Genomic DNA, 26,398 nt, shown 5'->3' on the forward strand with positions numbered 1-26,398 from the left:
TTGTTGATAGATAAATTTATGATTGGAAAGCCAGTATGCTACCAAAGGCAATCAAGCCTACCCCACAGGCTTGGTTGAGTCGTTTCTTCAGCCGCTGCATAGTCGATTGTAGTGATGCAGACGTGAAGATAATGGCCACTAGGCAAAACCAGATACCGTGCAGCGCAACCATGTAACCACCGTAAAAGAAAGCCGGTGAGTTCTGAGCATTGTCTGGAGCAACGAGTTGACTGAAGATACTCAAGAAGAACAGCATTGTTTTTGGGTTGAGTACATTACATAGGAAACCCTGCAGGAAATATCGGCTTGCTCGCTTTTTAACAGTATCCGTTTCAATCTTCGCCAAGCCTTCATTGGCCGTCATTAACCCTTTTATGCCGAGGTAGATCAAGTAGCCTGAGCAGGCATAGCGGATGGCATTGAACAGCATCTCATTCTGTGAGATTAGGTAACTCATTCCCAGCATCGAGTAGCTGATGTGGATAAAGATGGCAGCACTGATCCCCGCTGCGGTCCACAACCCGGCTTGGCGCCCTTTTCCGATACTGTTTTTAAGCACTAAAACAAAGTCAGCACCGGGGCTTATCACAATTAAAATACCCAATAACGCTAAGCTAATTAATTCCACGTCGACTCCTAAAACTATTTAAAACCTTGGACTACGGTTAAGACTGCGTATTTGATAGTCCCGATTGTAGAGTAGATTTGTGCTCGCTATAATCGAAATACGCTCTCCTAACCTGTGAGAAAAAATCACATATGCGACACCTAAAAGCTTTCCACATTTTCCATGTCGCGGCCTCATCACCGAGTTTGAGTGAAGCGGCAAACCGGCTAAATATTACCCATGGGGCGGTAAGTAAGCAGATAAAGGTGCTGGAAGGTTTTCTTGGCCATGCGCTGTTCTATAAACAGGGGCGTCATCTTTATTTGACCCAAGAAGGGGAACTGCTCAAGCAGCATACTCAGACTGCATTTTCCGCCCTTGAAGACGGTGTGGGCCAATTAATGCAAAACCAGCAGCAGTGCCTCGAGATATCTTGTGAGCCGACGCTGACCATGCGCTGGTTAATGCCGCGCTTGGCTGACTTTCATAATGAGGTAGAGGGCGCTGATATTCGTCTCTCGACAGCCGGTGGGGCAGTCACACTTGGAACGACAGGGCTATCTTTGGCGATCCGCCGTGACGATTTTAGGGTTGAACATGACTACAACACACTCAACCTAGTTGATGAATGGGTTGGGCCTGTTTTCTCTCCGGATTATTGGCAGCAGGTTAAGCATGATTTGGCCGGTATAAAACGGCTACATAGTCAGACAAGACAATCAGCTTGGGATGATTGGATTAATGCTTCGGGTCATCACGGATTGGTTGGTAATAGCCACCAAACATTCGCTCATTTCTATTTTTGCTTTCAGGCGGCGGTGGATGGTTTGGGGGCTGCACTGGGGTCTTATCCCTTGGTGGTGGATGACATCAAGCGAGGAAATTTGATAGCGCCATTTGGGTTTATCCGGTCTGGTCATAAATACATTTTGCTATCCCAAAAGCGCACGCCCAGTGATTTGGAATATCGTTTTAGCCAATGGCTTCAGGGGTGTTTGGTAGATTGTGTTCCGACTGAAAATGAAGTTGCAGAACTTACTATTTAGTGTTGCCTAACTCCGTATGGTGTGGAGTTAGGCATTCCTGATGTTTTAGCTCGTTGGCTCAAGCGCCCAGAACATTAGCCCAGTTACCAGTGGAATGTTCAGGTGGCTGAAGTCGAACTTGTCGGTGAGGTAAGTTGGCTCAATATCGGTACTTAGGTTCGTTTGGCCATCTATAAAAATGACCTCGCCATTAATCTTTTCTGCATAAATATAATGGCTGTTATCTCTGATCAAATCATCCATTAGCCCTATGCCGACGACAAAACGGGTACCGTCCTGATATTGGTCCATTGCCTGCCAACCTTCAGAGCTTTTTACTTCTTCCTGCTCTAGATCAAACCACTGGCTACCGTTAGGTGTAGCAAGCGACAAGCCTGATTGAGGGGCTTTGATAGAGAGGTACTTTGAAATACCAACCAGTTGTTGTTCTACTGTTGGACTGTAACTGCCCCAGAAATGATATTGGGTGTCTGACATAAGCTGTTCGGCATCGAGGGCGACATCTGCAGTGGTCTGACGGGTTGCAATGCCTGTTGCGTTAAGTGAGCAGTTTGACAGCATACGGCTTTGGTTACCCGTAATGACAGCGGTGTTGATCATTTCACCAATACTGCTGCCGATGCTTTCTACATCGGCCAGTAGTGGTGAATAAGCTTGGCTGAATTCTGCATTGTAGGCTTCGACCGCTGTTTTGATACCCGGGATACGAGCGTCGTTGATCTCGCTGTGCTCTAAGGCGTGGGCATTGATTGATAAAACTGAAATTATTGATACTAAAAGCTTTTTCATGCTTACCTCTCCTTTAAAAAGAAAAGTTAGCATGATTCGTGCCAGAGGGGTGGTTGCTTTGGGTAAGTCAATTATCTTGAACTAATCTGGATTTGTCACGCCCCATATTGGTGCAGCTGACCCAATATGGATCGCCGATATGGGGCAATGATATAAGCGTTATTTCACATCATCATACGTCGCGCTTTCTAGCAACGCGGCGATGGTGTCTTCGAAGCTCATGCCGGCTTCTTTAGTTGCCATCGGGAAGACACTGCGGGTCGTCATGCCCGGTACCGTGTTCATCTCGATCAGCCAGATTTTCCCTTGGTTATCAAGGAATGTATCAACCCGTCCCCATCCTCGACAGCCCAACGTTTTGTAGGCGGTAAGCGCCGCTTCCTGCATGGCTTTTTCTTGTTCCGCCGTCAAATCTGATGGGCAATGGTAAGTCGCAGTTTGATTACCGAATTTTGCATCCCAATCGAAGAAGCTGTCGGATTTTATCTGAACAACAGGGAGCGCTTTACCATCAAGAATCGCGCAGGTGTATTCTCGGCCAGTGATGAATTGCTCGACCAGAATCTCATCATCGTATTCAAACGCATCAATCAGCGCATTATAAAGCTCATCAGACGAAGAAGCTTTAGATACACCGATACTGCAACCTTGGTTCACCGGTTTGACGACGACGGGGTAAGTTAGATCGGCCAGGGTAGTTTTGATGGTGTCGGTCGGCGTGTGCTTGTTGACCTTGATCCAGTTCGCGGTTTGCAGACCATTAGAGCGCCAGATCTCTTTGGTCTTGAGCTTGTTGAGTGAAATGGACGAGGCCAAAAGGCCACTTCCGGTATAGGGGATTTTGAGCAAATCTAGCAGGGCTTGTAGGTGCCCGCTTTCACCCATACCGCCATGAAGGGCAATGAAAACTTTGTCGAGGTTGAAGAAGCCTTGCAGGGTGATATCAATGTGGCGGGGATCAATCTTGATAGCTTCATAACCCAGTGATTCAACGGCATCAGCAATACAGTTGCCCGATTTTAAAGAGACTTCGCGCTCGCTTGACTCTCCGCCGTATAAAATTCCAATTCTCATGGTCGTGTTCCGATTAAGCTTTGCTGTGTGAAAATCATCAATAAAAATACAAACGATTGTTTAATTTGGAACAATCGCAGTAAATAAGAATATAAAAGTGCTTGTATAGTGTTCAGTAGCTTATTGTAATGATTTGTACTTCATATTGGATTGAGATGCCTAAAAAGTATGACATTGTGCATAACTTTATTTTCATCACAGAGAATGTTGTCTTATTTTTGAGCAAAGGGTGAATTTCTTTTCAGCTAACTTGAAATAAATATCCTGCTAGGTATATGGCTATGAACAGACAAGTACAGCGAACGAATGTATTGAGCATGTGGTTGATTTCATTGTCTATGGGGCTGTTTGCGACGGTAGCGTTGGCATTGGAGTTTGAAGAGTACCCTCTCGATACCTTGGATAAAACGACGGCGCAAGGCGTGAAGGCCGAAGTGGTTGATTACCATGGTCAGAAAGGCATACATGTGGCGGTGTCACCTGAACATAAGTCTGCTGAGCAAGGGGGATGTGATCACTGTACATATCTTGCCCTAGAAACCATTCCGTTCCGAGACGGTACGATTGAAATCAATTTGGCCGGTGAGTCGCAGCAGGATGCAGAAGCAACGGCAAATGGCTTTGTGGGTATTGTCTTTAGGGTTAGTGAAGATTTGTCTAAATATGAAGGCGTCTATTTCCGTCCTACCAATGCAGTCTCAGAGGATGAAGCGCAGCGCGAAATGACGGTGCAGTATTTTTCTTACCCTGACTATACGGCAGAGCAATTGCGAGAGTCAGACCCGGGCAAATTTGAAAGTGCGGCCAATATTCGTCCCGGCCAGTGGTTTAACCTGAAAGCCGAAATCAATAATAACCAAGCGATTTTCTATATCGATGGCGAAAAAGTATTGGTGGTGGATCGCCTATTTCACGGCTCTGAGCATAAAGGGGTTATTGGGTTTATTACCGAGCCCGGCAATGATGCTTATTTTTCCGATTTGAAGATAAAACACAGCCAGTAGTTGTGAGTTTGATAAAAAAAGAGCAAGGCTTTTGCCTTGCTCTTTTTTGACGCTAGTCGTTAATTCAGTCGAATACTTAGTTAGTAACAGGCTCAGCAGCGACAACAGGCTTACTCTTGCGAACAGCAAAGGCGCAGAACGCCATGAACCACAGGCCACTTACTGCCACACCCGCCCATGCTGAATGGGTGTAGCCGATAGCGAGGTAACCGAGTAGGGCACCGAATGCGACCGAACAAGCGTATGGAAGTTGGGTCATCACATGGTCCATGTGGTGGCAGCCTGCCCCTGTTGCTGACAAGATACTGGTGCTTGAAATCGGTGAGCTGTGATCGCCAAATACCGCACCTGCTAGTACTGCAGACAGCATAGGAAGCAGCAGGGCGATGTCACTGGCTGCAGCAATATCCCCGGCTAGCGGTAGCATGATGCCGAACGTACCCCAGCTGGTGCCAGTTGCAAATGCCATGGCACAAGATAGCAGGAAGACAACAGCAGGAAGCAGCTCAACCGGCAGGTTACCGTTAGACATTGAAGCCAGGTAGATACCGGTTTGCATGTCACGTACAACCGCACCAATTGTCCAGGCAAAAAACAGGATAATGATGGCTGGCATCATAGCAGAAATGCCTTGTGGGGCAGCTTTCATCCAGCTGCCGGCATCCAGCTTAAGGCGAAGGGCAAGGCCGATAGAGACTACCAAGCTGCAGATTGCACCGTAAACAAGCGACGAACCCACATTGGTGTTCTCGAAAGAGCCGATCACGCTGAAAGCTTCACCGTTGGCGGCCAATACATCCGCGCCTGACTGCACCATGAAAAATACGGTTGCCATAGTCAGGGTCAGGATAGGCAATACCATATCGATCATGCCACCTGTGGCTGATTCTGGTGTTTCTACGTCTAGACCGGCTGGCTTGCCTTTCGATTCATCCCATAGCTTGCCTTCAAGTGCCCACTTCTCATGCTTGCGCATCGGACCGATATCTAACTGGAACGCAATCACACACAGCACCATCACCAGAGTGAATACCGCGTATAGGTTCATTGGCATCATCTCGACAAACGCCGAGATTGGACTCTGATCGGTCACGCCATGTGCCACCATGATACCGCCAACGAGCGCGATGATGTAGGCACCCCATGAAGAGATTGGCATCAATACGCAAACCGGCGCAGCCGTGGAGTCCAGCAGGTAAGCCAGTTTGGCACGTGAAATATTGAACCGGTCGGTAACCGGACGGCAGATAGCACCTACCGATAGGCTGTGGAAGAAATCATCGATGAAAAAGATAAAGACCATCAAGCCCGTCAGTGACTTGGCACTGCGGCGGTCTTTACAGCGAACCGCTGCCCAGTCGGCGAATGCCTGGGTAGCACCGGAGACGCTCATCAGGCTGATCAGCGCGCCAAGTAGCAACATGAAGATAATCATGTTGACGTTATCACTGTTCATCGCACCGTCAACCCACACAATTGCCAGCACTTTGCTGACCAAATATTGCAGAGATTCGAGCGGAGAGTACTGGTTAAGCATCATTGCGCCGGCAAAGATACCCGCGCCGAGGGAAAGCAAAACCCGCCTGGTGGTGACCGCAAGGATAACAGCCAGCATGGCAGGGATAACGGACATTAGCGAGTCCGAGAAATCGACAAGGTTCATGATCTCATCACACCTATGTGTTTCAGGTGGAGATCTACCGAAAGGAAGTGTAACTAAGACGCAGAAAAAGAAGACTTGTTACCCCCTCAGGTAGCGCTCCATAGGTAAATACTATGGCAGTTCTGTGCCTATTCGACACAGACCCAGCGACTGAGTTGATGGCTGCAGTCACTTCGGCGCTGACTCCTTTCTCCGGCTTCAAAGGTATCACCCTCCACACGGTTACTTATAGGCAGCGCGCCTCTACTGATTTAGGGTTTATCACCGTCAATCCTACTGGATTTTGGTCATAAGTCTAACATTATATACGGCTGAATATTTATGTCAGCTAATAATAAGCTTTTTTCATGGTCTTGATTAGAATCTTGGTTTGAAGCGCTAGCCCTTTCCTCGGATTATCCGTTTTACCCATTGCTGGGTTTTAATTTTAAGGAGCTAACGTGTTTTCTCGCAAACACTTTGAATTGATTGATAAACCAACGTTCTTCGGGGCGTTGGGGATGTTGATCTCGGTTGTGGTGCCTTTGCTGCTGTTTCCGGCGCAAGGGGCAGAATGGATTGCTGTCGCCAAAACGTTTATGACCGATAAACTCGGTTTCCTCTATTTGGCGCTTGGTGTCGGTGCATTCTTCTTTATGATTTACATCGTTTTTTCCGATATCGGCCAAATCAAACTGGGCGATCCTGATGAGCAGCCCGAGTTTACGACGGCGTCATGGGCGGCCATGCTGTTCTGTGGGGGTATCGGTGCCAGTATTCTTTACTGGGGGACAATTGAGTGGGCGTATTACTACCAAGCGCCTCCGTTCCAGTTAGAACCTGGTAGTGAAGAAGCGGTCCGCTGGGCGGCAACTTATGGCTTGTTCCACTGGGGGCCGATTGCATGGTCTATTTATTTGGTCCCTGCATTGCCGATTGCTTATTTCTTCTATGTGCGCAAGCAGCCTGTACTTAAGGTCTCGGCGGCATTGATGCCAGTGATCGGGGAAGCCCGCAGTTATGGTTGGCTGGGTAAAGTCATCGATGTGCTATTTATCTTCGGCTTGCTGGGCGGTGGTGCTACAACGCTGGGCTTGGCTGCGCCGTTGATCACCGAGGGTGCCAACTACCTATTTGGCGTACCGAAAGATACGGTTACCCAAGTTATCGTATTGATGATTTGTACCGCCATCTTCGCCTACTCGGCGTATGCCGGTATGGAGAAGGGCATTAAGTTCCTCAGTAATATCAACTTCTGGGGAGCTTTGGGTCTGCTGGCTTTTATTCTGGTGACAGGGCCAACGATATTCATGCTGGAAACAGGCTTGGATTCGCTGGGCCGAATGTTGTCGAACTTCTTTGTGATGGCAACATGGGCTGAACCGTTCGGCGGCTATGGCTCGTTTGAAAATACCCATTTCCCGCAGGATTGGACCATTTTCTACTGGGCGTGGTGGCTGGTGTTTGCCCCGAGTATGGGCTTGTTTGTCGCGAGGATCTCCCGTGGTCGCACCATCAAGCAGATGGTGACCGGTTCGATATTCTTCGGGTCGATGGGATGCTTCTTGTTCTTCATGATTTTGGGTAACTACGGTCTGTCGCTTCAGCTATCGGGTGCTTTGGATGTAGTTGGCATCTTGAACTCTGAGGGTGCGACAAAAGCTATTTTCTCTATCCTTGAGCTGTTGCCGTTTAGTACCTTGGTCATCGCAGCATTCACCCTGCTGTGTTTGATTTTTACCGCAACGACGTTTGATTCGATTTCCTATATTTTGGCATCGGTCGTGCAAAACAACGTGACTGAAGATCCAATGCGCTGGAACCGCTTATTCTGGGCATTTGCTTTGTCATTCATGCCATCGGTATTGCTGTTCATGGGAGGCTTGTCGACCCTGCAAACGGCGGCTATCGTCGGCGGCTTACCGTTGTTGGTGATAGCTGTAATGCTGATGATGTCGGCGGTGAAGGCAGCAACACTCGATCTGACCCACCAGGAAGGTTATGAAGATCCGGTGATCAACATCGAGGAGTTACCTGATGTCGACCCATGGTCTAATGAAGGTATGGCGCTGACCAAGTTCGAGGAGCTGAAAGAAATCGCCATGGCGGCGGCTGAAGCCGAGCGCGAAGCACTTTACAAAGTGTGGAAGCTTAAGAAAAAAATCCGTGCCGAAGCGGTGGCTAACGGGGAATCCGGTATGGATTTCAGCGATGCGCCGCAAGAACGTTTGGACCAACTACAACAGTTAATGGACGATGCCATGACAGCTAAAGAGAATAAGCTGGTGGCCTCGGAAGAAGCGCAGGAAGCCCGCAAGGTGTTTAACGAACTGATGCGAACTCGATTGGAGTCTATGGTCGAGCAAGAAGCATAAGCAATTGTTTAGACCAAATTAAAATGCCGAGTCATCTGACTCGGCATTTTTGTATATAAGGCCTTTGTTTTTAAGAAGGCGTTAGATCTGATCGACTACAGCCCACACGGCAGCTAACACATCCTGGCCGAAGGCGACACTACGCTCTGGTGACCAGCCATAGAATTCATCAGGGTGGCTGATGTGATCTTTGAACGGCATCTCGATGGTGTAGGACAGGCACTTGAACTGCTCGGCGACCCAGTTTGAGCCTATGGTAAGGTTAGCCTTGCCTGGCTCGTCTTTGTCGTAGCCATGGGCAACCTGGAACTCAGGGGTGATAGTTAGCAAAGCAGCTTTGAAGGCGTTTTCCAAAGCAGCATGACGTTCGTTGTAGGATGGGATCCCTTCACTGCCTGCCACGAAGTTATACGGGATCGCTTCGTCACCGTGTATGTCGAGGAACATATCGACACCAGTCGCCAGCATACGCTCGCGGACAAGGAAAACCTCTGGACTCTTATCCATTGATGGCGTTTGCCATTCGCGGTTTAGGTTGACACCAATGGCATTGGTCCGCAGGTGGCCACGGATACTGCCGTCCGGATTCATGTTCGGCACGATATGGAATACCGCTTTATCGAGCAGAGCTTTGGCTACCGTGTCGGTATCATCGAGCAGGCGCTGAAGCAGGCCTTCGATGAACCATTCGGCCATGGTTTCGCCCGGGTGCTGACGACCAATGATCCAGATGTCTTTCTTTCCATCAGTTGGCTCACCAATAGTCAGCAAGCTCATGTCGTTGCCATCGAGAGTAGTACCGAGGGTTTCCAGCTTACAGTTGAACTGGCTTTGCGCTTGGTGCAGCAAATCTTGGTGGCGGTCGTAACTGTAAGGTGCGAAGTAGGCAAAATACATTGAGCCATATTCTGGGATCACCTTGAAGCTCAGGGTATCGCCATCAAACTCCGCCGGAATACGGAACCATTCTTCCCTATCGTAGGAGGCAACCACATCATAGTCCTGCCATCCTTCTGGGTAGGCGGATTTGGCCAGGTTTAAGATTGAAAACTGATGTTGTTGCTGGGGCTCGCTTTCAAGACGGAAGTGGAACCATTGTGAAATCTCTGACTGGTTGTCGGCAGGGATAGTTAGCTGGATATTGTCTGGCGAATCGGCACTGACGATATGGATGTTACCACTTTCGAAATTGCTGAAAATTTTCATTGTTATCAATCTTATGTTTGTTGAGGTAAAAAGAGGTTAGCTGTAAATATAGCTGGTTTGAAGCATTTATCTGTTACAGAGCGTTGATATTGCGGCAAGGGCACGGAGGAAACACTTCGGACCAATGATTCACTGCGTTAAGATTGGTGAAAAACAATATATAGGAAGATAAAGTGGCTTTTCATTACGTTGCTCGTGGGGTGATCCGCGATGGTGACCATATCCTTTTGGTCAGGGCTATTGGCGATACCATGACTTTCCTGCCCGGGGGACACATTGAGTTTGGCGAATCGGCACCAGTAGCGTTGGCGCGTGAACTGTTCGAGGAGGCGTCAATAAATGCCGACGTTGGCAGGTTTATTGGTGCCGCAGAAAATGAGTGGTTCCTCGATGGGCAACCACAGGCTGAAATCAACCTGTTGTTTGAGGTTGAAACCGGCTTATCGTATTTAGAGCCTGTGGTATCGAATGAAGCTCACCTCGAGTTTTTCTGGGTACCTTGCAAAGAAATTGAGCAGTGGAACCTTTTTCCTGAGTCTCTTCGTGCTTTGGTGAACCAAGAACAAATACCTAAACAAGCATTTTGGGGATCGGGAATCCCCGATAAATCAGTATGATTACTTACTTTTTTGTGCTCTTTTGCTGATTAAACCAATGAGATGGCCTTCTGTTGCTTAATGTGTGAGCAAACAAACATTTTGGGGGTTTACACATCGCGGTAAGCTTTATATTATACGCCGCACTTACGGAGAGATGGCTGAGTGGTTGAAAGCACCGGTCTTGAAAACCGGCATACGTTAATAGCGTATCTAGGGTTCAAATCCCTATCTCTCCGCCACATTCTAGAAATTGGGCTTGATGCCGGATTTCATACAGAATTGGAGCGGTAGTTCAGTTGGTTAGAATACCGGCCTGTCACGCCGGGGGTCGCGGGTTCGAGTCCCGTCCGCTCCGCCACTACATTGAAGCCCTTGTCGAAAGACGAGGGCTTTTTTGTATGCGTCGAACATTGGCGTCAGCCTTTTTCGAAATACAAAAAAGCCACTTCTGATTGCTCGGAAGTGGCGTTGTAATTATTTCAACAAAGGACTGGAATTTATTAGGTTGGTAAGACCTTATGCTGTCTCTGCAACTTTAGCCGGTGATGGATTACGGATTAGGTAATCAAAAGCACCTAGGCTTGCTTTGGCACCTTCGCCCATGGCGATGATGATCTGCTTGTAAGGGACGGTTGTCACATCGCCTGCTGCAAATACACCCTTCATCGAAGTTGCGCCGTGTGCGTCGATTTCGATTTCACCGCGAGGTGATAGGGCAACTTTTGTCTCTTTCAACCATTCGCTGTTTGGCATCAGGCCGATTTGAACAAAGATACCTGCAAGTTCGATTTGCTTCAGTTCACCAGTGTTACGGTCTTTGTACTCAAGACCTGTTACACGGTTGCCGTCGCCCAGAACCTGTGTTGTCTGTGCCATCTTGATGATGTCGATGTTTGGTGTTGCGTTTGCTTTGTCGATCAGTACCTGGTCTGCACGCAGTGTATCTGCGAATTCAAGAACGGTTACGTGCTCAACAATACCTGCCAGGTCAATTGCAGCTTCGATACCAGAGTTACCGCCGCCGATTACTGCTGTTTTCTTGCCTTTGAACAATGGGCCATCACAGTGTGGGCAGTAAGCAACACCTTTGTTACGGTATTCTTGTTCACCAGGAACATTCATCTCACGCCAGCGAGCACCAGTGCTGGTGATGACTGTGCGAGCTTTTAGCGTGGCACCGCTTTCTAGTTCAACGTGGATGTAACCATCAGAAGTTTTTTCAGCATCGATGATGTTAGCTGCACGCTGCTCGGTCATCACCTCGACGCCGTATTCTTTTACGTGCTCTTCTAGGCTTGCAACCAGTTTAGGGCCTGTTGTTGCTTTTACCGAAATAAAGTTTTCGATAGCCATAGTGTCCATTACCTGGCCACCAAAGCGCTCAGCGACAACACCAGTACGGATACCTTTACGGGCTGCGTAGATAGCTGCTGAAGAACCCGCTGGGCCGCCACCTACAACAAGAACATCAAATGGTTCTTGCTTGCTTAGGCTTGCTGCTTTTTTCTCTGCTGCGCCGCTATCAACCTTGTTCAGGATTTCGGCAAGTGACATGCGGCCTTGGCCAAATAGTTCACCGTTAATAAAGACGCTTGGTACAGCCATGATATCGCGAGACTTCACTTCGTCCTGGAATGCTGCGCCGTCAATCATTGTTGTTTTAATTTGCGGGCTAATTGCAGACATCATGTTGAATGCCTGCACTACCTCTGGGCAGTTCTGGCACGATAGTGAAATAAAGATTTCAACATCTAATGGCTGGTTGAGATCTTTAATTTGTTCAATAATTTCGGCATCAAGCTTAATTGGGTGGCCACCACTATGAAGCAACGCTAGTACCAGAGAGGTAAACTCATGCCCCATCGGTAGGCCAGCGAAGCCAATAGATGTGCCTTTTTCTTTGTTCATCACCTGCATGATTGGCTGGCGTGTGCTGGCGTTGTCATCGCGGGTTACTTTAATTTTATTTGTCAGCGATGCGATATCATCAGCCAAAGCCTGAAGCTTTGTTGCCGTTTCACTTTCATTTAGGCTAAGTACTAGCTCTACATCAGTTTTCAGGTTTTCTAGATATGCTTTAAGCTGCTGCTTCATTGCTTGATCTAACATAATCGTGCCTACTCTTAGATTCTGTTTTTGGTATTGAACAATACCTTCTTGCTTTAAAAGGAAAATAAAAAGGGGGCGCAAGTCGGCAAACATTCGGTGGTGGGTTGATGGTTATTAGGGGCGGCACGCCCCAGCCCTTTAGGAGGAAAGCCGAAACGTGCCTGTCAAACTAAATAGTGTCCGCTATTTAGTTGATCTTAGATTTTACCAACTAGGTCTAGAGATGGTGCTAGAGTCTCTTCACCTTCTTTCCATTTAGCTGGGCAAACTTCGCCTGGGTTAGCAGCTACGTACTGTGCAGCTTTAACCTTGCGTAGTAGGTCTTCAGCGTCACGGCCGATACCTTCAGCAGTGATTTCCATTGCCTGGATAACACCTTCTGGGTCGATTAGGAAAGTAGCACGGTCTGCTAGGCCCTGACCTTCACGCATTACGTTGAAGTTGTTAGTGATAGTGCCAGTCTGGTCGCCTACCATGAAGTACTCGATTGTACCGATCTTGTCAGAAGTGTCGTGCCACGCTTTGTGAGAGAAGTGAGTGTCAGTTGATACTGAGTAAACTTCAACGCCACGAGACTGAAGCTCTGCATATTTCTCTTGAAGGTCAACAAGCTCAGTTGGACATACGAAAGTGAAGTCTGCTGGGTAGAAGAAGAATACTGCCCACTTGCCCTTAACGTTCTGCTCAGTGATTTCTACGAACTCGCCGTTTTTGAATGCTGTCGCCTGGAATGGTTTGATTTCTGTATTGATCATGCTTTAACTCTCTTTCTCATTTATTCAATTTTGACGCTGTCCCGCGTCGATGGAGATATAATGCAATGACCACCGAAATTAGTGAAATTGGACCTTCCAATTGATTTGATAGGTTAAATCTATTTGAGAAATGAAGTTGTTATAGCCAAAAGCTATCAAAGTTAATTTGGTTGTTTTGGGTGTAAAATGGTCCTTTGGGGTTCTTTTTTGTACAAATTGCAATGCGCTGGTGGCTGATTGTTGCTAAAAATTCATGCAATGACGTAAATGGCAGAGGGAAAAGGGCATAAATTAATTAAGATCAGAGGCTTTACTTATCGAAATAAAAGCTTTTTCGCAACGGCAACCTGAATAACCAAAAGGGGGCGTGGTTATCCAGGTAGCAGCTACTTCGATGAGTTGTTGGATAATTGATTAGTGATACTGGCTAAGCCGCCTTGCGAGTAGTTAACAGAAAGAAGCTACGCCCAAGCAAGCGGGGTAGGTCGTCGTTTTTAGCCTCTGCGCCAAGTTTCTCCTCAATTAACTGTTCCAGTTCTAGCCATGCTTGCTTGGCATGGCCTATGGCGACGTGATGCGAAGCATTGCTGATTAGCAACTGCAGCACGGCATGGAAGCTCGGGCGGGTCATCGCAACTTCAAATGAAGCGTTGAACGCTTCCCTGCTCGATAGGTCAAGTTCGTTCAGTACGGTATTGAAAATTGTACCGTCCAGTGCAGAGATAAATGCTGCTTTCTTACCGAAGTGGTTGAGAATACCGCCGCGAGAAATACCCGTCATAGTCTGCAAGCGGGTGTAAGTCATCTTTTCGTAGCCTATCTGTGGGTCGAGTAGGCATTGAATGACCGCATCCAAAATTCGTTGGCGGGTCTTCAGTGCTTGTTCTGGTGTTACCTTTGCCATGGTGTTTCCTTTGCTATTAAAGGGGATGTAATGGTTCCATGGCTCAATCATCAATTATTATTTATTGGTATATTGTACTGTAAAGTTTGTAGGGTGGGCAACAGCCAAACATAAGAAGTTAAGGGAGCCTGTGCTTCAATTTAGTGAGGGGGTAAATGATGTGGGTGGTTCGAGCTAATAAAAAAGGCGCTAAGCAAGTAGCCTAGCGCCTTTAAGATTTTGAGCTAATTGTGAATTAACCTAGTAGCTCTTTAGCTGTTTCAACTACGTTTTCAACCGTGAAGCCGAACATCTTGAATAGCTCGCCAGCAGGGGCTGACTCACCGAAAGATGTCATACCGATGATACGGCCATCGAAACCTACGTACTTGTACCAGAAGTCAGCGATGCCCGCTTCAACAGCAATACGTGCAGTTACGTCTGATGGTAGTACCGCTTCACGGTAAGCGGCATCTTGTTTGTCGAATGCATCGGTAGATGGCATTGAAACAACGCGTACTTTCTTACCTTCAGCAGTTAGCTGTGCAGCCGCTTCTACTGCTAGTTCAACTTCAGAACCGGTTGCGATAAGGATAAGTTCTGGCTTGCCTTCGCAATCTTTCAGGATGTAAGCACCCTTAGCGATGTCAGCAACCTGTGCTTCGCTGCGCTCCTGCTGCGCTAGGTTCTGGCGCGAGAAGATAAGCGACGTTGGGCCGTCTTTACGCTCGATAGCCAGTTTCCATGCTACTGCAGACTCAACCTGGTCACATGGGCGCCATGTGCTCATGTTTGGCGTCAGGCGTAGAGATGCCATCTGCTCAACCGGTTGGTGAGTCGGGCCATCTTCACCCAGACCGATAGAGTCGTGAGTGTAAACCTGGATGTTCTGCACTTTCATCAGCGCTGCCATACGCATAGCGTTACGCGCGTATTCCATGAACATTAGGAAAGTTGCACCGTATGGTACGAAACCACCGTGTAGCGCGATACCGTTCATGATTGCTGTCATGCCGAACTCACGCACACCGTAGTGGATGTAGTTACCAGAGAAGTCGTTCGCTTCTAGCGACTTAGAACCAGACCACATAGTCAAGTTAGAAGGTGCTAGGTCAGCAGAGCCGCCCATAAACTCAGGAAGCATCTGGCCGAACGCTTCTAGTGCGTTCTGAGACGCCTTACGTGATGCGATGTTTGCTGGGTTAGCTTGTAGATCAGCAATGATAGCGTTCGCTTTTTCTTCCCACTGTGCTGGTAGTTCACCGTTTACACGGCGCTTGAACTCAGCAGCTAGCTCAGGGTGAGCGGCTTCATAAGCGGCAAGTTTTTCGTTCCAAGCGGCTTCTTTTGCTGCGCCTGCTTCTTTCGCATCCCACTCAGCAGCGATATCTGCTGGGATTTCGAATGGACCGTGGTTCCAACCTAGGAACTCACGCGCTGCTGCGATTTCGTCGTGGCCTAGTGGTGCACCGTGACAGTCGTGAGAGCCAGACTTGTTAGGTGAACCGAAGCCGATGATAGTCTTAGTACAGATCAGCGTAGGGCGAGGGTCTGCTTTAGCGGCTTCGATAGCCGCGTTGATAGCGTCTGCGTCGTGGCCGTCTACTGCTGGGATAACATGCCAGCCGTAAGCTTCGAAACGCTTAGGCGTATCGTCAGAGAACCAACCTTCAACGTGACCGTCGATTGAGATGCCGTTGTCATCCCAGAATGCGATTAGTTTGCCAAGGCCTAGCGTACCCGCAAGCGAACAGGCTTCGTGAGAGATACCTTCCATCAGACAGCCATCGCCCATGAAAGCATATGTGTAGTGGTCTACGATGTCGTGGCCGTCACGGTTGAACTGCGCAGCCATGGCTTTTTCTGCCATCGCCATACCCACAGCATTGGTGATGCCCTGGCCTAGTGGGCCTGTAGTGGTTTCGATACCCGGCGCGTAACCGTACTCAGGGTGGCCTGGTGTTTTCGAGTGTAGCTGACGGAAGTTTTTCAGATCGTCAATTGATAGCTCGTAACCTGTTAGGTGAAGCAGCGAGTAAATCAGCATAGAACCGTGGCCGTTAGACAGCACGAAGCGGTCGCGGTCAGCCCACTCAGGGTTTTGTGGGTTGTGGTTCATGTGGTCGCGCCACAGTACCTCGGCAATATCAGCCATACCCATAGGTGCACCTGGGTGACCAGAGTTTGCCTGCTGTACACCGTCCATGCTCAGGGCACGGATTGCATTTGCCAACACTTTACGTTCCATATTTGTATCCACTATGAATTTGTCTTAATCGAAAAAGGAAGAAAGCGGCTATTGGCCGCTTTCTAAAATTATATCTGTAGGATTACAGGCGCTCTGCGATCATGGCTTCTAGTTTGCCCTGATCTACCGCGAAGTTGCGGATGCCTTCAGCCAGTTTCTCAACGGCCATTGCATCTTGGTTGTGATCCCATAGGAATTCTGCGTGAGTCATAGCCGCTGGGCGCTCTTTGATCTCAGTCGCAGGCGTTAGTTTCTGAACGACTTCGCCTTGTGCATCTTCTAGTTCCTGAAGTAGTTGCGGGCTGATTGTTAGGCGGTCACAGCCTGCTAGCTCAAGAATTTCACCTGTGTTACGGAAGCTCGCACCCATAACGACTGTGTTGTAGCCGTGCTCTTTGTAGTAGTTGTAGATGCTAGTTACAGAGATAACGCCTGGGTCTTCAGCAGCTTCAAAATCACGGCCTTCTTTAGCTTTGTACCAGTCCATGATGCGGCCAACGAATGGAGAGATCAGGTAAACACCGGCTTCGGCACAAGCACGCGCTTGAGCAAATGAGAATAGTAGAGTCAGGTTACAGTTGATGCCTTCTTTCTCTAGCACTTCTGCAGCACGGATACCTTCCCAAGTAGAAGCCAGTTTGATCAGGATACGGTCATTGGTGATGCCTGCATCGTTGTACATTTTGATCAGCTGACGGGCTTTAGCAATGCTGCCTTCTGTATCGTAAGAAAGACGAGCGTCAACTTCAGTAGAGATACGGCCAGGAATCACATTCAGGATTTCTTTACCGATGTTTACTGCCAGCATGTCACAAGTGTCTTGGACTTGTTGTTCTTTGTTGTCACTTTGTGCTTTGGCGTAAGCAATGGCCTGTTCGATAAGAGGGGCGTACTCAGCAATTTGAGCCGCTTTCAAGATCAGAGATGGGTTGGTGGTTGCATCTTCTGGCTTGTACTTGCTGATAGCTTCAATATCACCGGTATCAGCAACAACAGTAGTTAGCGCGCGCAGTTGTTCCAGTTTAGTACTCATATCTTCCGACCTTATCCTCGTTGGGCTTGTATCAATGCTAGCTAAAATTCCTGCTAGCAAAACTATAATTACGTCTTCTTAACCTTTCCGTATCAGGCCAAAAACATGGTCATTGAGCGGATGGATCGCTTAAGAACAATTGATGCTTCGATAATTAGCGTTTTGGCATATTTTGTCAATCAAAAAACCGCGCAAAGTGTGCGTTGATCTCAAATTTCCCGTGATTAAGCATATTTGAGTGGATATTCTAATTCGTAATGAGGATTTGTACCGTGGTTACATGTGTTGTTGGTGTGAGCATGTGATCACTCTTGCGATCATTTGTTCTTGTCGTGAACGCCCAAATCTGAGTGTTGTAGAAAAGATGCGCAACAAAAATCGCGCATATACACACTGGATGCATCATTACACCCATCTGAAGCTCTAGAAGTGGTTTGGAAAAGAAAGAAATGTGCTCAAGCCATATTGAGATCATTAACGATGGCATTGAGCACTTGCTCTGGGTTGAGATTCTGCTCAGAGAATGCGGCTAGATCTTTGGGGGAGAATTCTTCCTACTTTCCTATCGGCTTCAATGGGAAAGTAGAAGATAAGTTTTTATTACCTTGGATTGCTACAGCAGGAATTCATCCATATCTTCGATATCGCCAAGCTGTTGGTGTATCTCATCAATGGTTGCTGTCAGTGTTTGGCACAGTGCATTGATTTCGTCTTGGCTAGGCCATTGATGCTGTTTCAATTGCTTCTCGACCGTCATTGCAGTTTGCTGTACTTGGGTAGCGCTGACACTGCCGGCAACGCCTTTAAGCGAATGACTGACCAAGATAGCTTGTTCAAAATCTGCCTTTTCAATCGCTTGCTTGAGCTTCTCGACATCATTGCCATGCTCGGCGGCGAACATCTGCAAAAACTGTGAGGCTATGGCGTGGTCATTGTCCATCATGTCCAGCAGCGGGCTGAGCTCTATATATTGGAATTTTGCTGGATCTAGGTGGTTATCATCCGCCATGTCTAAGTCTTCTGCCTTATTGGTTGTGGAGGTAGAGGCCAACTCGTCGATGTCAGCCTCTGCAGCAACAAGTGTAGGTGATAGCTCTCTGGCTTTGCTCTCCAAACTTTCAACTTTATTGTCAGCATGCTGGTTGTGAAGAGCAGCCATGCGGGTGATTTTGTGTTTGAAGCGCTGCAGGGCATCAAGCAGCTTACGCTCATCCAGCGGTTTGGTGATCATGCACTCGACGCCTGCTTTGAGCATATTGCGCTGGGTTTCTGCGAACACATCAGCAGTACAGGCAAAAATCGGTGTTTCACAGGCTGGCGATGGCAGTTTGCGGATCCTTTGGGTTGCCTCGATACCATCCATTACCGGCATGTGGTTATCCATCAAGATCAGGTCAAAGGCTTGGTGCTCCAATACTTTCAGGGCTTCAGCACCATTTTCAGCTGTCGATGTAATAAATCCACGTTGTTTGAGGAAGCTTTCAATGATTAGTACATTGAGGTGGTTGTCCTCAACAATCAATACCTTGAGATTGGCAAAGGCTTGGCTGTCGAAGGTAATGTCCGTGCTTTCATCTGCGGTATATTGGCCTGGCTGTAAAACGACATCGACCTGGAATGAAGACCCAATACCTTGCTCGCTGGATACCGAGATATTCCCCCGCATTAGTTGGGCCAGTTGTTTGACAATACTTAGCCCCAATCCGGTTCCACCAAAGCGGCGACTGGTGGAGGCCTCTGCTTGGGCGAATGGGTCAAAGATCAGATCGACACGGTCGGCAGGTATACCAATCCCAGTATCTGAAACCAAGATATGTAGGTATTGCTCATCATTCGATTCGCCTTGTGTGAGTGACAGGGATACCGATACCTTTCCTTTTTCTGTGAATTTAATCGCATTGCTGATCAGGTTAAACAGGATTTGGCGGATACGTGCCTTATCGGCATAGAACCACTGCCTACGGTCAAAATCACAATAGATATCAAACTCGATACCTTTTTCTTTCGCTAGGGAGTGATAGGTGCTTTCTATCGCCCCAACAAGATCGGTAAAGCAGAAGTGGGTTGGGTCCAGCTTTAGTTGCCCTTGCTCAATCTTGGAGAAGTCCAAAATATCGTTCAGTAGCGCCATCATGTGCTTGCCCGATTCAAGCAGGGTACGCAAATGTTGTTCTTGCTCTTTAGTCAAATCTGTCTTGAGCAGTAGTTGCGATAGGCCCAGCATGCCATTCATCGGGGTGCGGATTTCATGGGATAGATTGGCAAGGAAGGCTGACTTAGCCCTGTCGGCGGACTCGGCTTTATGCAGTGCTTGGTTGAGCCGTTTGGTGTCATGAGCAATCTTATCAGCCCCCTGATTTAACGCATCATGCAATACCTTGAACTCATAAGGTCCCTTAAATCGCTCACTACGGCCATAGTTGCCAAGCTTGAATTGGGCGGCAAAGCGTGTGAGTGAAGCAATTGGCGCGGTAATGTGCCGGGTGAGCATCAACGACAGCATGACAACAATACCGGCTGTCAGCATCAGTGCCAGCATGAAGTATTGCTGGAGGTAATCGATGGTGGCTGTCACGGTATGCTCAGGCGTGATTGATGCAAGGTACCAGTTCGAACGGCCCGGTAGTTGGAAATTCAGTGGGGCAAGTGTGGTGACCATGGCCTGGTTTTGGCGGTTGGTAAAACCGTGCAGGTCGCTTGGGTTGTAAGCCTCTTTACCTTGCTGATTGGGAGTTAACTGCCCGCTTATATAAGCTTGGAAATCATCAAAAATCGCCAGGCTCTGGCCTTGATGGCGCCCTGACAAAATGATTTCAGCCTGATCGTTGATCAGCATAATGTAGTCACTGTTACTGATCCGTTCGCCAAGGAAGGTCAACTGCGCATTGAGTTCGTCGAGCTGATAGCGAATCAACAAATAGATTTCGTGGGTATCATCGGCATGATGCTTATGGGTGACAGTGCTGATGATATACAGGTAAGCAATGTCGTCTTGATATTGCGGTGGTGAAACAAGCAGGTTTGCCTTACCGCTTGTCAGGTCTGCAAGTTGCTGGTGGATATTTTCTAATCCAGCTTGCTCAAGTCTGGCTGCAATATCTGAAGGTTCAGCGTTGGTTGAGCTTGCGACAACGGTTATGCCTTGCTGGTGTGCCTCGATAAGGTCTATTTGGCTAAAGCTTGGATCGACCTCAGACAGTTCTTTGAGGTAGTTGCTAATGAAGGTGTGTTGTTGAGTGCTATCACCTTCATTGTGTGCCTCTATCGGTAACTCGAATACAGGAGAGCTGGCCAGCTTGCGTACGCTCAACACACGCTGGTCAAGGATATCATCGAGGTTATGTGCGGCGAGCTCGGTTCGGCTGCCCAAGCCTTTGGCAATCTGCTCGGTAGCGACGGTGGTGAGCTTATCGCTGCTGAGCCAATTGTAAATAAAGGCGGGTACAATGCCGATAATGAGCATACTTCCGAGTAAAATCGGCTTAATTCTATTGGGTATCATCCGTGAAAATCCATTCCGTTACAGCTGGCCGCTCAATGGGCTACCTACTCTTAATGAGCGCTTTGTTAAGAGTGTGATATATCTTCCATGAATTGATCAACTGCAATAGCGCAGGGATGGGGAGAAATTGGATCTCCCCATCATTATTTAGCTTTTGGGTGTGGTTATGCCAGTAAGGTGTGAGAAATCAGCTAAGGAGCTGTTCCAGTGTGAGCGGGGTTGCGATGAGCCCCATACGCTGGGCGGGGGTAACACCTTCTTTATCCTGATGGCAAAGGTTGTGCCATGCCCGGTAAATATCCAATAGCGGCAGGAGGCCTCCAGGACGTAATTTACGGCGCGGCTCATTGATGAACTGGCTGAACTGATCTTGGAAGCGCTGCTGGTAGCGGGTGATCTCTTTGTGCGTTGCGACTTCTAGCCATTTACCTTCATTTTCTTTTTCACCACCTAAATGGCAGATCCCTTTGCTGATGTCATCAAAGCGGGTAAATGCCCAGCGGTCACGCCACCAACCCATCAATACGATATCGATGCGACCTGCTGGCTGACCGTGCTGCCATTGAGGATCGGATTCGACATAAATAGGATGAACGGTTTTGTTTTTGATGCGATCGCAGAATATCGAGATGCAGGCAGAGCGCAGCAAAGTTTCTTGCGGCATAAAGATAGCCAACTCTTCATTTTGGCTAAGCATTTGCTGCAAATGCATATAGTGGGCATAAACCGTGTATTGCGGCCGGATCAAACACCCCTTCGACGGGTAATTCAATCGTGGTTTGCTCGAGAGTGGGTCTTCAAAATTAGGGCGAGCCATAATTTGCCGGTATACCGCATCAATATGGGCAAGCAAGCCTTGTGGAGCAGAGGTTGGCGCTTCGGCCAATTGTGCGGGTGGGGCCGCCATAAACCGAGCACCGTCGGTAAACGGGTCGTGCCATTCGCTTGATTCCTCGTGCTCATCAGGTTGGTAGTTGATGTCTTGCGCCAGTACATACCCAGATTCGGCTTCACAACTCGCCACCCAAAGCACACCGTTCTCGCTGTTAGGTTGTAATTCACTAATATCTGATGCTAGGGAAAGGTCAGGTGAGTGCTTGACCAAGCGGGCATCGAACATCGCAAGTTGGCGGCGGCAGCGACTGGCAATATGAGAAAGCTGATCGTAGAACGATTTAGGGTTCATATTGAGCCGGCGGCAAATATCCCTGACAGGGTAGCCAGTAAATAGCATAGCTAATAGCTTCTGCTGAATTTGGTTTTTGCCATTGAAGCCCGACCAGCGGTCTACAAATGTGGTTTGACAGCATTTGCAACGATAGCGTTGGCGATCGCCGCTGAAGCCAAAGGCATGGTAAAGGTGACGATGGGTCAATACAGGAAGCCCGAGGTTTTCACATTCGGGGTTGTTGCATGCCGGCATACCGCTACTTTGCTGCTGCTTTAAGCGCAGGGCTTCTTCCACCACATCATGGTTATTGATAATAGGCGGGAAAGCACCACATTCTTTACAAACCAACATCGGCTTGTTCGGGTTGTTCCGCTGCAGAACATAATTATGGGTATCTGTGGAACCGAAATTAGTGCAACTAACGGTTTTACAATGATTGAGTTGGTGACCGTTACAGGCTTGCGGAAGTAACGAAGCGTGATTGTCGATGCGGCGTGTATTCATCATGTCAGCCTAACTTTATCCATGGGCCTAAGCAACAAGCGCGTTATGTGAATTGTTTGGCAGGGGAGAGCCCATAAAAGGGGGTGGTACAGAGCAGGTTTCCCTGCTCTGTACCATTAGTGTCTACAACGGGCTTTGACTTAACATCTGCGCCGGCCTTCTATATAGAGGACCATTCAAATTGTGTAAGACGCCACATTTTACAAAATTTTGAGCTGCGTGATAGCAAGGCAAAGCTGTGCTGTAGAGACTAATAATTCTCGCTGTCTGTCATACCGATACCATCTCAGGAAATGGTATTGGTATGAGTGGTTTACCATGGTGGAGCGTGAAGGAGTGGCCGATGAATCGGGGTTACACCGGCCACAGGTAGGTTCGTTACAGCTTGATAGCTGTTTCCAGAGCAACATTCATCATCTGAGCGAATGACTTCTGGCGATCTTCTGAGCTTAGTTTTTCACCACGCTTGATGTGGTCAGACACAGTCAGGATAGTCAGCGCTTTTGCACCAAGCTCTGCAGCAACGCCGTAGATACCAGCGGCTTCCATGTCTACGCCTAGCATGCCAAGCTTTTCCATCTTGTCGAATAGGTCAGCTTCTGGGCTGTAGAATAGATCAGCAGAGAAAACATTACCGACACGTACAGGAACATTTTGTGCGCGTGCTTCGTTAACAGCGGTCTCAAGTAGGCCAAAGTCAGCGATAGCAGCGAAGTCATGGTTGTTGAAGCGAATGCGGTTAACTTTAGAGTCTGTTGACGCGCCCATACCAATGATCACATCCATCAGCTTAACGTCGTCGTGTACCGCACCACAACTACCTACGCGAATGATGTTCTTCACACCGAACTCTTTAATTAGCTCGTGAACGTAGATAGAGCATGATGGAATACCCATACCGTGGCCCATTACAGAGACTCGCTGGCCTTTGTAAGTGCCGGTGTAGCCGAACATATTACGAACGTCACAAACTAGCTTGACGTCTTCAAGGTAATTTTCCGCAATGAATTTCGCACGTAGCGGGTCGCCTGGCATCAGGACTGTTTCTGCAAAATCACCAAGTTCAGCATTGATATGTGGGGTAGCCATAATTCACTCCAGGTATGTTGTTTGTACGTTATGTTGTCGCTGTATCGTTTTAAGAATGTGTACTTAAGAGAAAAAACGCTCAACGATGCTTTGGTAGGCAACGCCACCAAGGTAAACACCGACGATTCCCATAATGCCTGGTAGCACCGGTGGCGCAGGCAATGGAAGTTTAATGGCCGAGAAAAATAGACCAACAATTAATCCTGCAAAAGTCGCAAGCAGAATCTCACTCATGTGTTTACCCTCTATATTCATTGTGTTTACGGCGTTGGTAGGCTGCTCTATCGGCGCCTTAATTTGTATTGCCGTTTTGATGGGTAAAGTGTAAGCAAGCGTGTCTTCAGATCTCGCGATCCTGATCACATTTTATTGAGCTGTTAATCAAAAATAGCCCCTTGATTACTAAATCTGTTGAAAGGGTGAGGGGTATCGTTTGCGTAAATGGAGGGTAAAAGGCATAAAAAACAAACGGAATTAATGATTAAATTATTGATAAGTAAGATTTTAATAAGTAACCAGTATTAACTTTGCTTAGATGAAAACACACTGAAACCGTGTGAGTAAAAATGTGACTTTGTAATGCATTTCATTGGGGCGGTGAACTCAGATGAGCTCAAAATCACTCATTTTTTATGGTGTGCTGTGATGACTTTTCTGTGTTTTTTGCTCTTTGGGACTTAAGGTTTATTACCCTCAGAGGTTAGCGTTGAGGGACGGCGATAAATAGTCTTACCCTGCTTGATAGTCTCGATAATTTCGATATCCCGAATCAACCCCGGTGCAATTGACATAGGGTTATCTGAGAGTATGACCGCGTCTGCTTGCTTTCCAGGTACTAACTCGCCTTTATTGTCTTCTTCGAAAAACTGATATGCAGCTTGTTCGCTCATGGCAGTCAGTGCTTGTAGTGGAGATAATCGTAATCCACTTCCCATTATCTCCTCATCTTTGGTAACTCGGTTGACTGCAGACCAAAGCGTGAAAATGGTATCGGGTGGTGTCGGGCCGGGAAAACAAATATTGCTAGCAGGCAAATCATCCTCTAAAGCCTGCTTAATTGGACTTTGTCCATTGGCACGGCTGAGGCCGAGCTTTTCAATATCATCTTCACCTTCTTGATAAATATTGCTGGTGTCAAAACAGGCGACCAATCCCAACTTGGCATATTGCTGAAGTTGGTTATTGCGCATGAACCGGGACATCATGACAACATGGCGCTGGTCTTGCCCGGCATTGAGTTTGAGATCATAACTGGCTTGGATGATGGCATCGATAGCGGCATCGCCCATTGCATGAACAAACAGCTGGAGTTCATTTTCGACCACCAGTTGAAAGGTATTTTGAAAAATACTAAATGGCATCAGCGGTTCGCTACGCCAATTTGATTCAGGCAAGTCTGGATCTTCTTGGTAGGGATAGGCCATCCAGGCGGAATAATTGCTGGCTGTACCGTCGAGGGCAAGAAAGAAGCCGGGGACTTTGAGTCGGTTGTTGTATTGGCCAAAGCTGACTTGATCACTGTCTACCAAGGCTTCCATCTCACTGACGTTGGGTATTGCAATAATATCTAGCACCAACTTGTTGGCGTTGGCTTGGCTCTGCAATGTAGTAAGCGCTTCATTATTAATTCCGATATCGACCAGTGTCGTAATACCTTGGCTGGCAAATAGGTGTTGTACTTGTTCGATATCGCCTTTTTGCTCAAGCAGTTGGGAGAACTGGCTATTACCGGCAATAAAACCAGGGATCATAGTGTTGCCATCTAAATCTATCATTTCTGTGAGATCGCCTTGGTGGCGCTTGACACCAATGCGCGTGCCTATGGCTTGTACCCGGCCATTTTTGAAAGCGATAGCTGTTACTTTTTCAGCATGAGCCGATAGCGTGAGAATGTTGCCATTGAAATAGATAGTGTCGGCATCAGGCGTATCGTCGGTACTGTCGCAAGCTGCCAGTATTAGAATGCCAATGCAAATTAGGAAATGCCTGAAAGCTGATTCTAAGGTGATGGGCATAGTAGCGGTGACCCTCCGGCAATAGGCGAAATACTCATCCAGTTTTTTGAGTATAGGCAGGGTTGAGCCGCTGCACGGAAAACAACAATGGAATTGGTAATTTGCTGCATTTCGCACTACCCATAATAAGGATGTGGTTGGTTTATTTGCTAAGGACTGGATGGATGAAAAGAATAGGGTTAGTGGCGACATTATTACTCTGCGCAGCACCCGCTTCTGCGGATTTATTGGGGTTCTCTGTTGGGGCGACGGTAGGTGGCGCGAGGGTTGAATATGAGGGTAACGATGACTACGGCGTCGAGTATGGCATCAATGGCTCCTATCATATCAATGATATGTTCAGCATTAATGCTGGGGTGGTACAGGGCAGTGCTGATGTTGATGCGCGAGGGGGCAACGCAAAGAATGAGATTGACTATACCGCGTTTCCATTAACTCTTAGGGCTGATTTACCTCTAGTAATAGGTAGCGTTTACGGCAAGCTTGGTACCAATTATTACGACTACGATATTGACCGTTCTGGCGTGCCTCGAGAAAGCGATGATGGCTGGGGATTTGCCGGTGGCGCTGGAGTGGTGTTCACTATGCTGCCATTTATCGACCTTTCATTGAATTATGAATATCGAGATATGGGGGATGTAACAAACAACTCCATCCTGTTTGGAGTTAGCGCAGGTCTCTAATAGCGAGATATATTTCCTCACGAACACCTTGTGTCCACACTGACCATGCCTTGTTGGTCAGTGT

Annotated in this window: 20 protein-coding genes, 2 tRNA genes and 1 riboswitch; of the genes, 7 read left to right on the forward strand and 15 right to left on the reverse strand. The window is 47.8% G+C overall.

All coding sequences use genetic code 11. From position 1 onward, the window contains the following. Positions 1 to 16 precede the first annotated feature (16 nt). Positions 17 to 628 carry a LysE family translocator gene (locus C9J01_RS23300; protein WP_107300525.1) on the reverse strand — a complete coding sequence of 204 codons (612 nt, stop codon included), beginning with the start codon at positions 626 to 628 and terminating at the stop codon, positions 17 to 19. Positions 629 to 759: 131 nt separating this feature from the next. Between C9J01_RS23300 and C9J01_RS23305 the strand changes: the two genes are divergently transcribed. Further along, positions 760 to 1,653 carry a LysR family transcriptional regulator gene (locus C9J01_RS23305; RefSeq protein ID WP_107300526.1) on the forward strand — a complete coding sequence of 298 codons (894 nt, stop codon included), beginning with the start codon at positions 760 to 762 and terminating at the stop codon, positions 1,651 to 1,653. Between the two features lie 45 nt (positions 1,654 to 1,698). Here the strand turns inward: C9J01_RS23305 and C9J01_RS23310 are convergent, their stop codons facing one another. Both C9J01_RS23310 and C9J01_RS23315 read right to left on the reverse strand, forming a co-directional pair. Then, the gene (locus C9J01_RS23310) at positions 1,699 to 2,442 is read right to left on the reverse strand and encodes a hypothetical protein (protein ID WP_107300527.1); all 744 of its coding nucleotides are present in this window, start codon (positions 2,440 to 2,442) and stop codon (positions 1,699 to 1,701) included. A 159-nt stretch (positions 2,443 to 2,601) separates the two neighbouring features. After that, on the reverse strand, positions 2,602 to 3,516 hold the full coding sequence (locus C9J01_RS23315; protein WP_107300528.1) for a D-alanine--D-alanine ligase: 915 nt from the start codon (positions 3,514 to 3,516) through the stop codon (positions 2,602 to 2,604). A 281-nt stretch (positions 3,517 to 3,797) separates the two neighbouring features. Here C9J01_RS23315 and C9J01_RS23320 point away from each other — a divergent pair, with 281 nt between their 5' ends. Beyond that, positions 3,798 to 4,520, forward strand: a complete 723-nt coding sequence (locus C9J01_RS23320; RefSeq protein WP_146157110.1) for a LamG domain-containing protein — start codon at positions 3,798 to 3,800, stop codon at positions 4,518 to 4,520. A gap of 76 nt (positions 4,521 to 4,596) precedes the next feature. Here C9J01_RS23320 and C9J01_RS23325 read toward each other — a convergent pair whose 3' ends face one another. Next, the gene (locus C9J01_RS23325) at positions 4,597 to 6,183 is read right to left on the reverse strand and encodes a Na+/H+ antiporter NhaC family protein (protein ID WP_107300530.1); all 1,587 of its coding nucleotides are present in this window, start codon (positions 6,181 to 6,183) and stop codon (positions 4,597 to 4,599) included. 83 nt (positions 6,184 to 6,266) lie between these two features. Next, positions 6,267 to 6,437: riboswitch (Lysine riboswitch) on the reverse strand. A gap of 186 nt (positions 6,438 to 6,623) precedes the next feature. On the opposite strand from C9J01_RS23325, the gene C9J01_RS23335 reads away from it, so the two are divergent. Continuing rightward, complete coding sequence (locus C9J01_RS23335; RefSeq protein ID WP_107300532.1) at positions 6,624 to 8,537, forward strand: BCCT family transporter; 1,914 nt, start codon at positions 6,624 to 6,626, stop codon at positions 8,535 to 8,537. 81 nt (positions 8,538 to 8,618) lie between these two features. On the opposite strand, the gene C9J01_RS23340 is transcribed toward C9J01_RS23335, so the two are convergent. Continuing rightward, the gene (locus C9J01_RS23340; RefSeq protein WP_107300533.1) at positions 8,619 to 9,743 is read right to left on the reverse strand and encodes a M14 family metallopeptidase; all 1,125 of its coding nucleotides are present in this window, start codon (positions 9,741 to 9,743) and stop codon (positions 8,619 to 8,621) included. Positions 9,744 to 9,916: 173 nt separating this feature from the next. Here C9J01_RS23340 and C9J01_RS23345 point away from each other — a divergent pair, with 173 nt between their 5' ends. The 3 genes from C9J01_RS23345 to C9J01_RS23355 all read left to right on the forward strand — a co-directional run bounded on the left by C9J01_RS23345 (position 9,917) and on the right by C9J01_RS23355 (position 10,700). Beyond that, positions 9,917 to 10,360, forward strand: coding sequence for an NUDIX domain-containing protein (locus C9J01_RS23345; RefSeq protein WP_107300534.1), 444 nt, complete (start codon positions 9,917 to 9,919; stop codon positions 10,358 to 10,360). 130 nt (positions 10,361 to 10,490) lie between these two features. After that, a tRNA-Ser gene (locus tag C9J01_RS23350) sits at positions 10,491 to 10,581 on the forward strand. Positions 10,582 to 10,623: 42 nt separating this feature from the next. Next, positions 10,624 to 10,700 (forward strand) — tRNA-Asp (locus C9J01_RS23355). A 158-nt stretch (positions 10,701 to 10,858) separates the two neighbouring features. Here C9J01_RS23355 and ahpF read toward each other — a convergent pair. From ahpF to C9J01_RS23405, 10 genes are all read right to left on the reverse strand, one after another. Continuing rightward, positions 10,859 to 12,451: an alkyl hydroperoxide reductase subunit F gene (gene ahpF, locus C9J01_RS23360; RefSeq protein WP_107300535.1), complete on the reverse strand. Its 1,593-nt coding sequence runs from the start codon at positions 12,449 to 12,451 to the stop codon at positions 10,859 to 10,861. A gap of 197 nt (positions 12,452 to 12,648) precedes the next feature. Continuing rightward, positions 12,649 to 13,206, reverse strand: a complete 558-nt coding sequence (gene ahpC / locus C9J01_RS23365; protein ID WP_107300536.1) for an alkyl hydroperoxide reductase subunit C — start codon at positions 13,204 to 13,206, stop codon at positions 12,649 to 12,651. 427 nt (positions 13,207 to 13,633) lie between these two features. Then, on the reverse strand, positions 13,634 to 14,110 hold the full coding sequence (locus tag C9J01_RS23370; protein ID WP_107300537.1) for a TetR/AcrR family transcriptional regulator: 477 nt from the start codon (positions 14,108 to 14,110) through the stop codon (positions 13,634 to 13,636). A 235-nt stretch (positions 14,111 to 14,345) separates the two neighbouring features. Next, on the reverse strand, positions 14,346 to 16,337 hold the full coding sequence (gene tkt, locus C9J01_RS23375) for a transketolase (RefSeq protein WP_107300538.1): 1,992 nt from the start codon (positions 16,335 to 16,337) through the stop codon (positions 14,346 to 14,348). Between the two features lie 82 nt (positions 16,338 to 16,419). Further along, positions 16,420 to 17,370: a transaldolase gene (tal, locus tag C9J01_RS23380; RefSeq protein WP_107300539.1), complete on the reverse strand. Its 951-nt coding sequence runs from the start codon at positions 17,368 to 17,370 to the stop codon at positions 16,420 to 16,422. Between the two features lie 613 nt (positions 17,371 to 17,983). Then, positions 17,984 to 20,872, reverse strand: coding sequence for a hybrid sensor histidine kinase/response regulator (locus tag C9J01_RS23385; protein ID WP_107300540.1), 2,889 nt, complete (start codon positions 20,870 to 20,872; stop codon positions 17,984 to 17,986). A gap of 187 nt (positions 20,873 to 21,059) precedes the next feature. Continuing rightward, positions 21,060 to 22,550 (reverse strand): transposase, encoded by a 1,491-nt coding sequence (locus tag C9J01_RS23390; protein ID WP_419687689.1) that lies wholly within the window; start codon positions 22,548 to 22,550, stop codon positions 21,060 to 21,062. 375 nt (positions 22,551 to 22,925) lie between these two features. Next, positions 22,926 to 23,636 carry a purine-nucleoside phosphorylase gene (deoD, locus tag C9J01_RS23395; protein ID WP_107300541.1) on the reverse strand — a complete coding sequence of 237 codons (711 nt, stop codon included), beginning with the start codon at positions 23,634 to 23,636 and terminating at the stop codon, positions 22,926 to 22,928. A gap of 63 nt (positions 23,637 to 23,699) precedes the next feature. Further along, positions 23,700 to 23,870: a XapX domain-containing protein gene (locus C9J01_RS23400; RefSeq protein WP_107300564.1), complete on the reverse strand. Its 171-nt coding sequence runs from the start codon at positions 23,868 to 23,870 to the stop codon at positions 23,700 to 23,702. A gap of 443 nt (positions 23,871 to 24,313) precedes the next feature. After that, a complete protein-coding gene (locus C9J01_RS23405) occupies positions 24,314 to 25,651 on the reverse strand; it encodes an amidohydrolase family protein (RefSeq protein WP_158264592.1) in 1,338 nt (445 codons plus the stop codon). 164 nt (positions 25,652 to 25,815) lie between these two features. Here C9J01_RS23405 and C9J01_RS23410 point away from each other — a divergent pair, with 164 nt between their 5' ends. Then, complete coding sequence (locus C9J01_RS23410; RefSeq protein ID WP_107300565.1) at positions 25,816 to 26,334, forward strand: porin family protein; 519 nt, start codon at positions 25,816 to 25,818, stop codon at positions 26,332 to 26,334. Positions 26,335 to 26,398: the final 64 nt, after the last annotated feature.

Source organism: Photobacterium rosenbergii (genome assembly GCF_003026455.1).
Taxonomy (GTDB): domain Bacteria; phylum Pseudomonadota; class Gammaproteobacteria; order Enterobacterales; family Vibrionaceae; genus Photobacterium; species Photobacterium rosenbergii.

Excerpts from the sequence above, each read along its gene's own strand:
- C9J01_RS23305 (WP_107300526.1), top strand. The coding sequence starts at position 760 with ATGCGACACCTAAAAGCTTTCCACATTTTCCATGTCGCGGCCTCATCA.
- C9J01_RS23310 (WP_107300527.1), bottom strand. The coding sequence starts at position 2,442 with ATGAAAAAGCTTTTAGTATCAATAATTTCAGTTTTATCAATCAATGCC.
- C9J01_RS23315 (WP_107300528.1), bottom strand. The coding sequence starts at position 3,516 with ATGAGAATTGGAATTTTATACGGCGGAGAGTCAAGCGAGCGCGAAGTC.
- C9J01_RS23320 (WP_146157110.1), top strand. The coding sequence starts at position 3,798 with ATGAACAGACAAGTACAGCGAACGAATGTATTGAGCATGTGGTTGATT.
- C9J01_RS23325 (WP_107300530.1), bottom strand. The coding sequence starts at position 6,183 with ATGAACCTTGTCGATTTCTCGGACTCGCTAATGTCCGTTATCCCTGCC.
- C9J01_RS23340 (WP_107300533.1), bottom strand. The coding sequence starts at position 9,743 with ATGAAAATTTTCAGCAATTTCGAAAGTGGTAACATCCATATCGTCAGT.
- ahpF (WP_107300535.1), bottom strand. The coding sequence starts at position 12,451 with ATGTTAGATCAAGCAATGAAGCAGCAGCTTAAAGCATATCTAGAAAAC.
- ahpC (WP_107300536.1), bottom strand. The coding sequence starts at position 13,206 with ATGATCAATACAGAAATCAAACCATTCCAGGCGACAGCATTCAAAAAC.
- C9J01_RS23370 (WP_107300537.1), bottom strand. The coding sequence starts at position 14,110 with ATGGCAAAGGTAACACCAGAACAAGCACTGAAGACCCGCCAACGAATT.
- tkt (WP_107300538.1), bottom strand. The coding sequence starts at position 16,337 with ATGGAACGTAAAGTGTTGGCAAATGCAATCCGTGCCCTGAGCATGGAC.
- tal (WP_107300539.1), bottom strand. The coding sequence starts at position 17,370 with ATGAGTACTAAACTGGAACAACTGCGCGCGCTAACTACTGTTGTTGCT.
- C9J01_RS23385 (WP_107300540.1), bottom strand. The coding sequence starts at position 20,872 with ATGATACCCAATAGAATTAAGCCGATTTTACTCGGAAGTATGCTCATT.
- C9J01_RS23390 (WP_419687689.1), bottom strand. The coding sequence starts at position 22,550 with ATGATGAATACACGCCGCATCGACAATCACGCTTCGTTACTTCCGCAA.
- deoD (WP_107300541.1), bottom strand. The coding sequence starts at position 23,636 with ATGGCTACCCCACATATCAATGCTGAACTTGGTGATTTTGCAGAAACA.
- C9J01_RS23400 (WP_107300564.1), bottom strand. The coding sequence starts at position 23,870 with ATGAGTGAGATTCTGCTTGCGACTTTTGCAGGATTAATTGTTGGTCTA.
- C9J01_RS23405 (WP_158264592.1), bottom strand. The coding sequence starts at position 25,651 with ATGCCCATCACCTTAGAATCAGCTTTCAGGCATTTCCTAATTTGCATT.
- C9J01_RS23410 (WP_107300565.1), top strand. The coding sequence starts at position 25,816 with ATGAAAAGAATAGGGTTAGTGGCGACATTATTACTCTGCGCAGCACCC.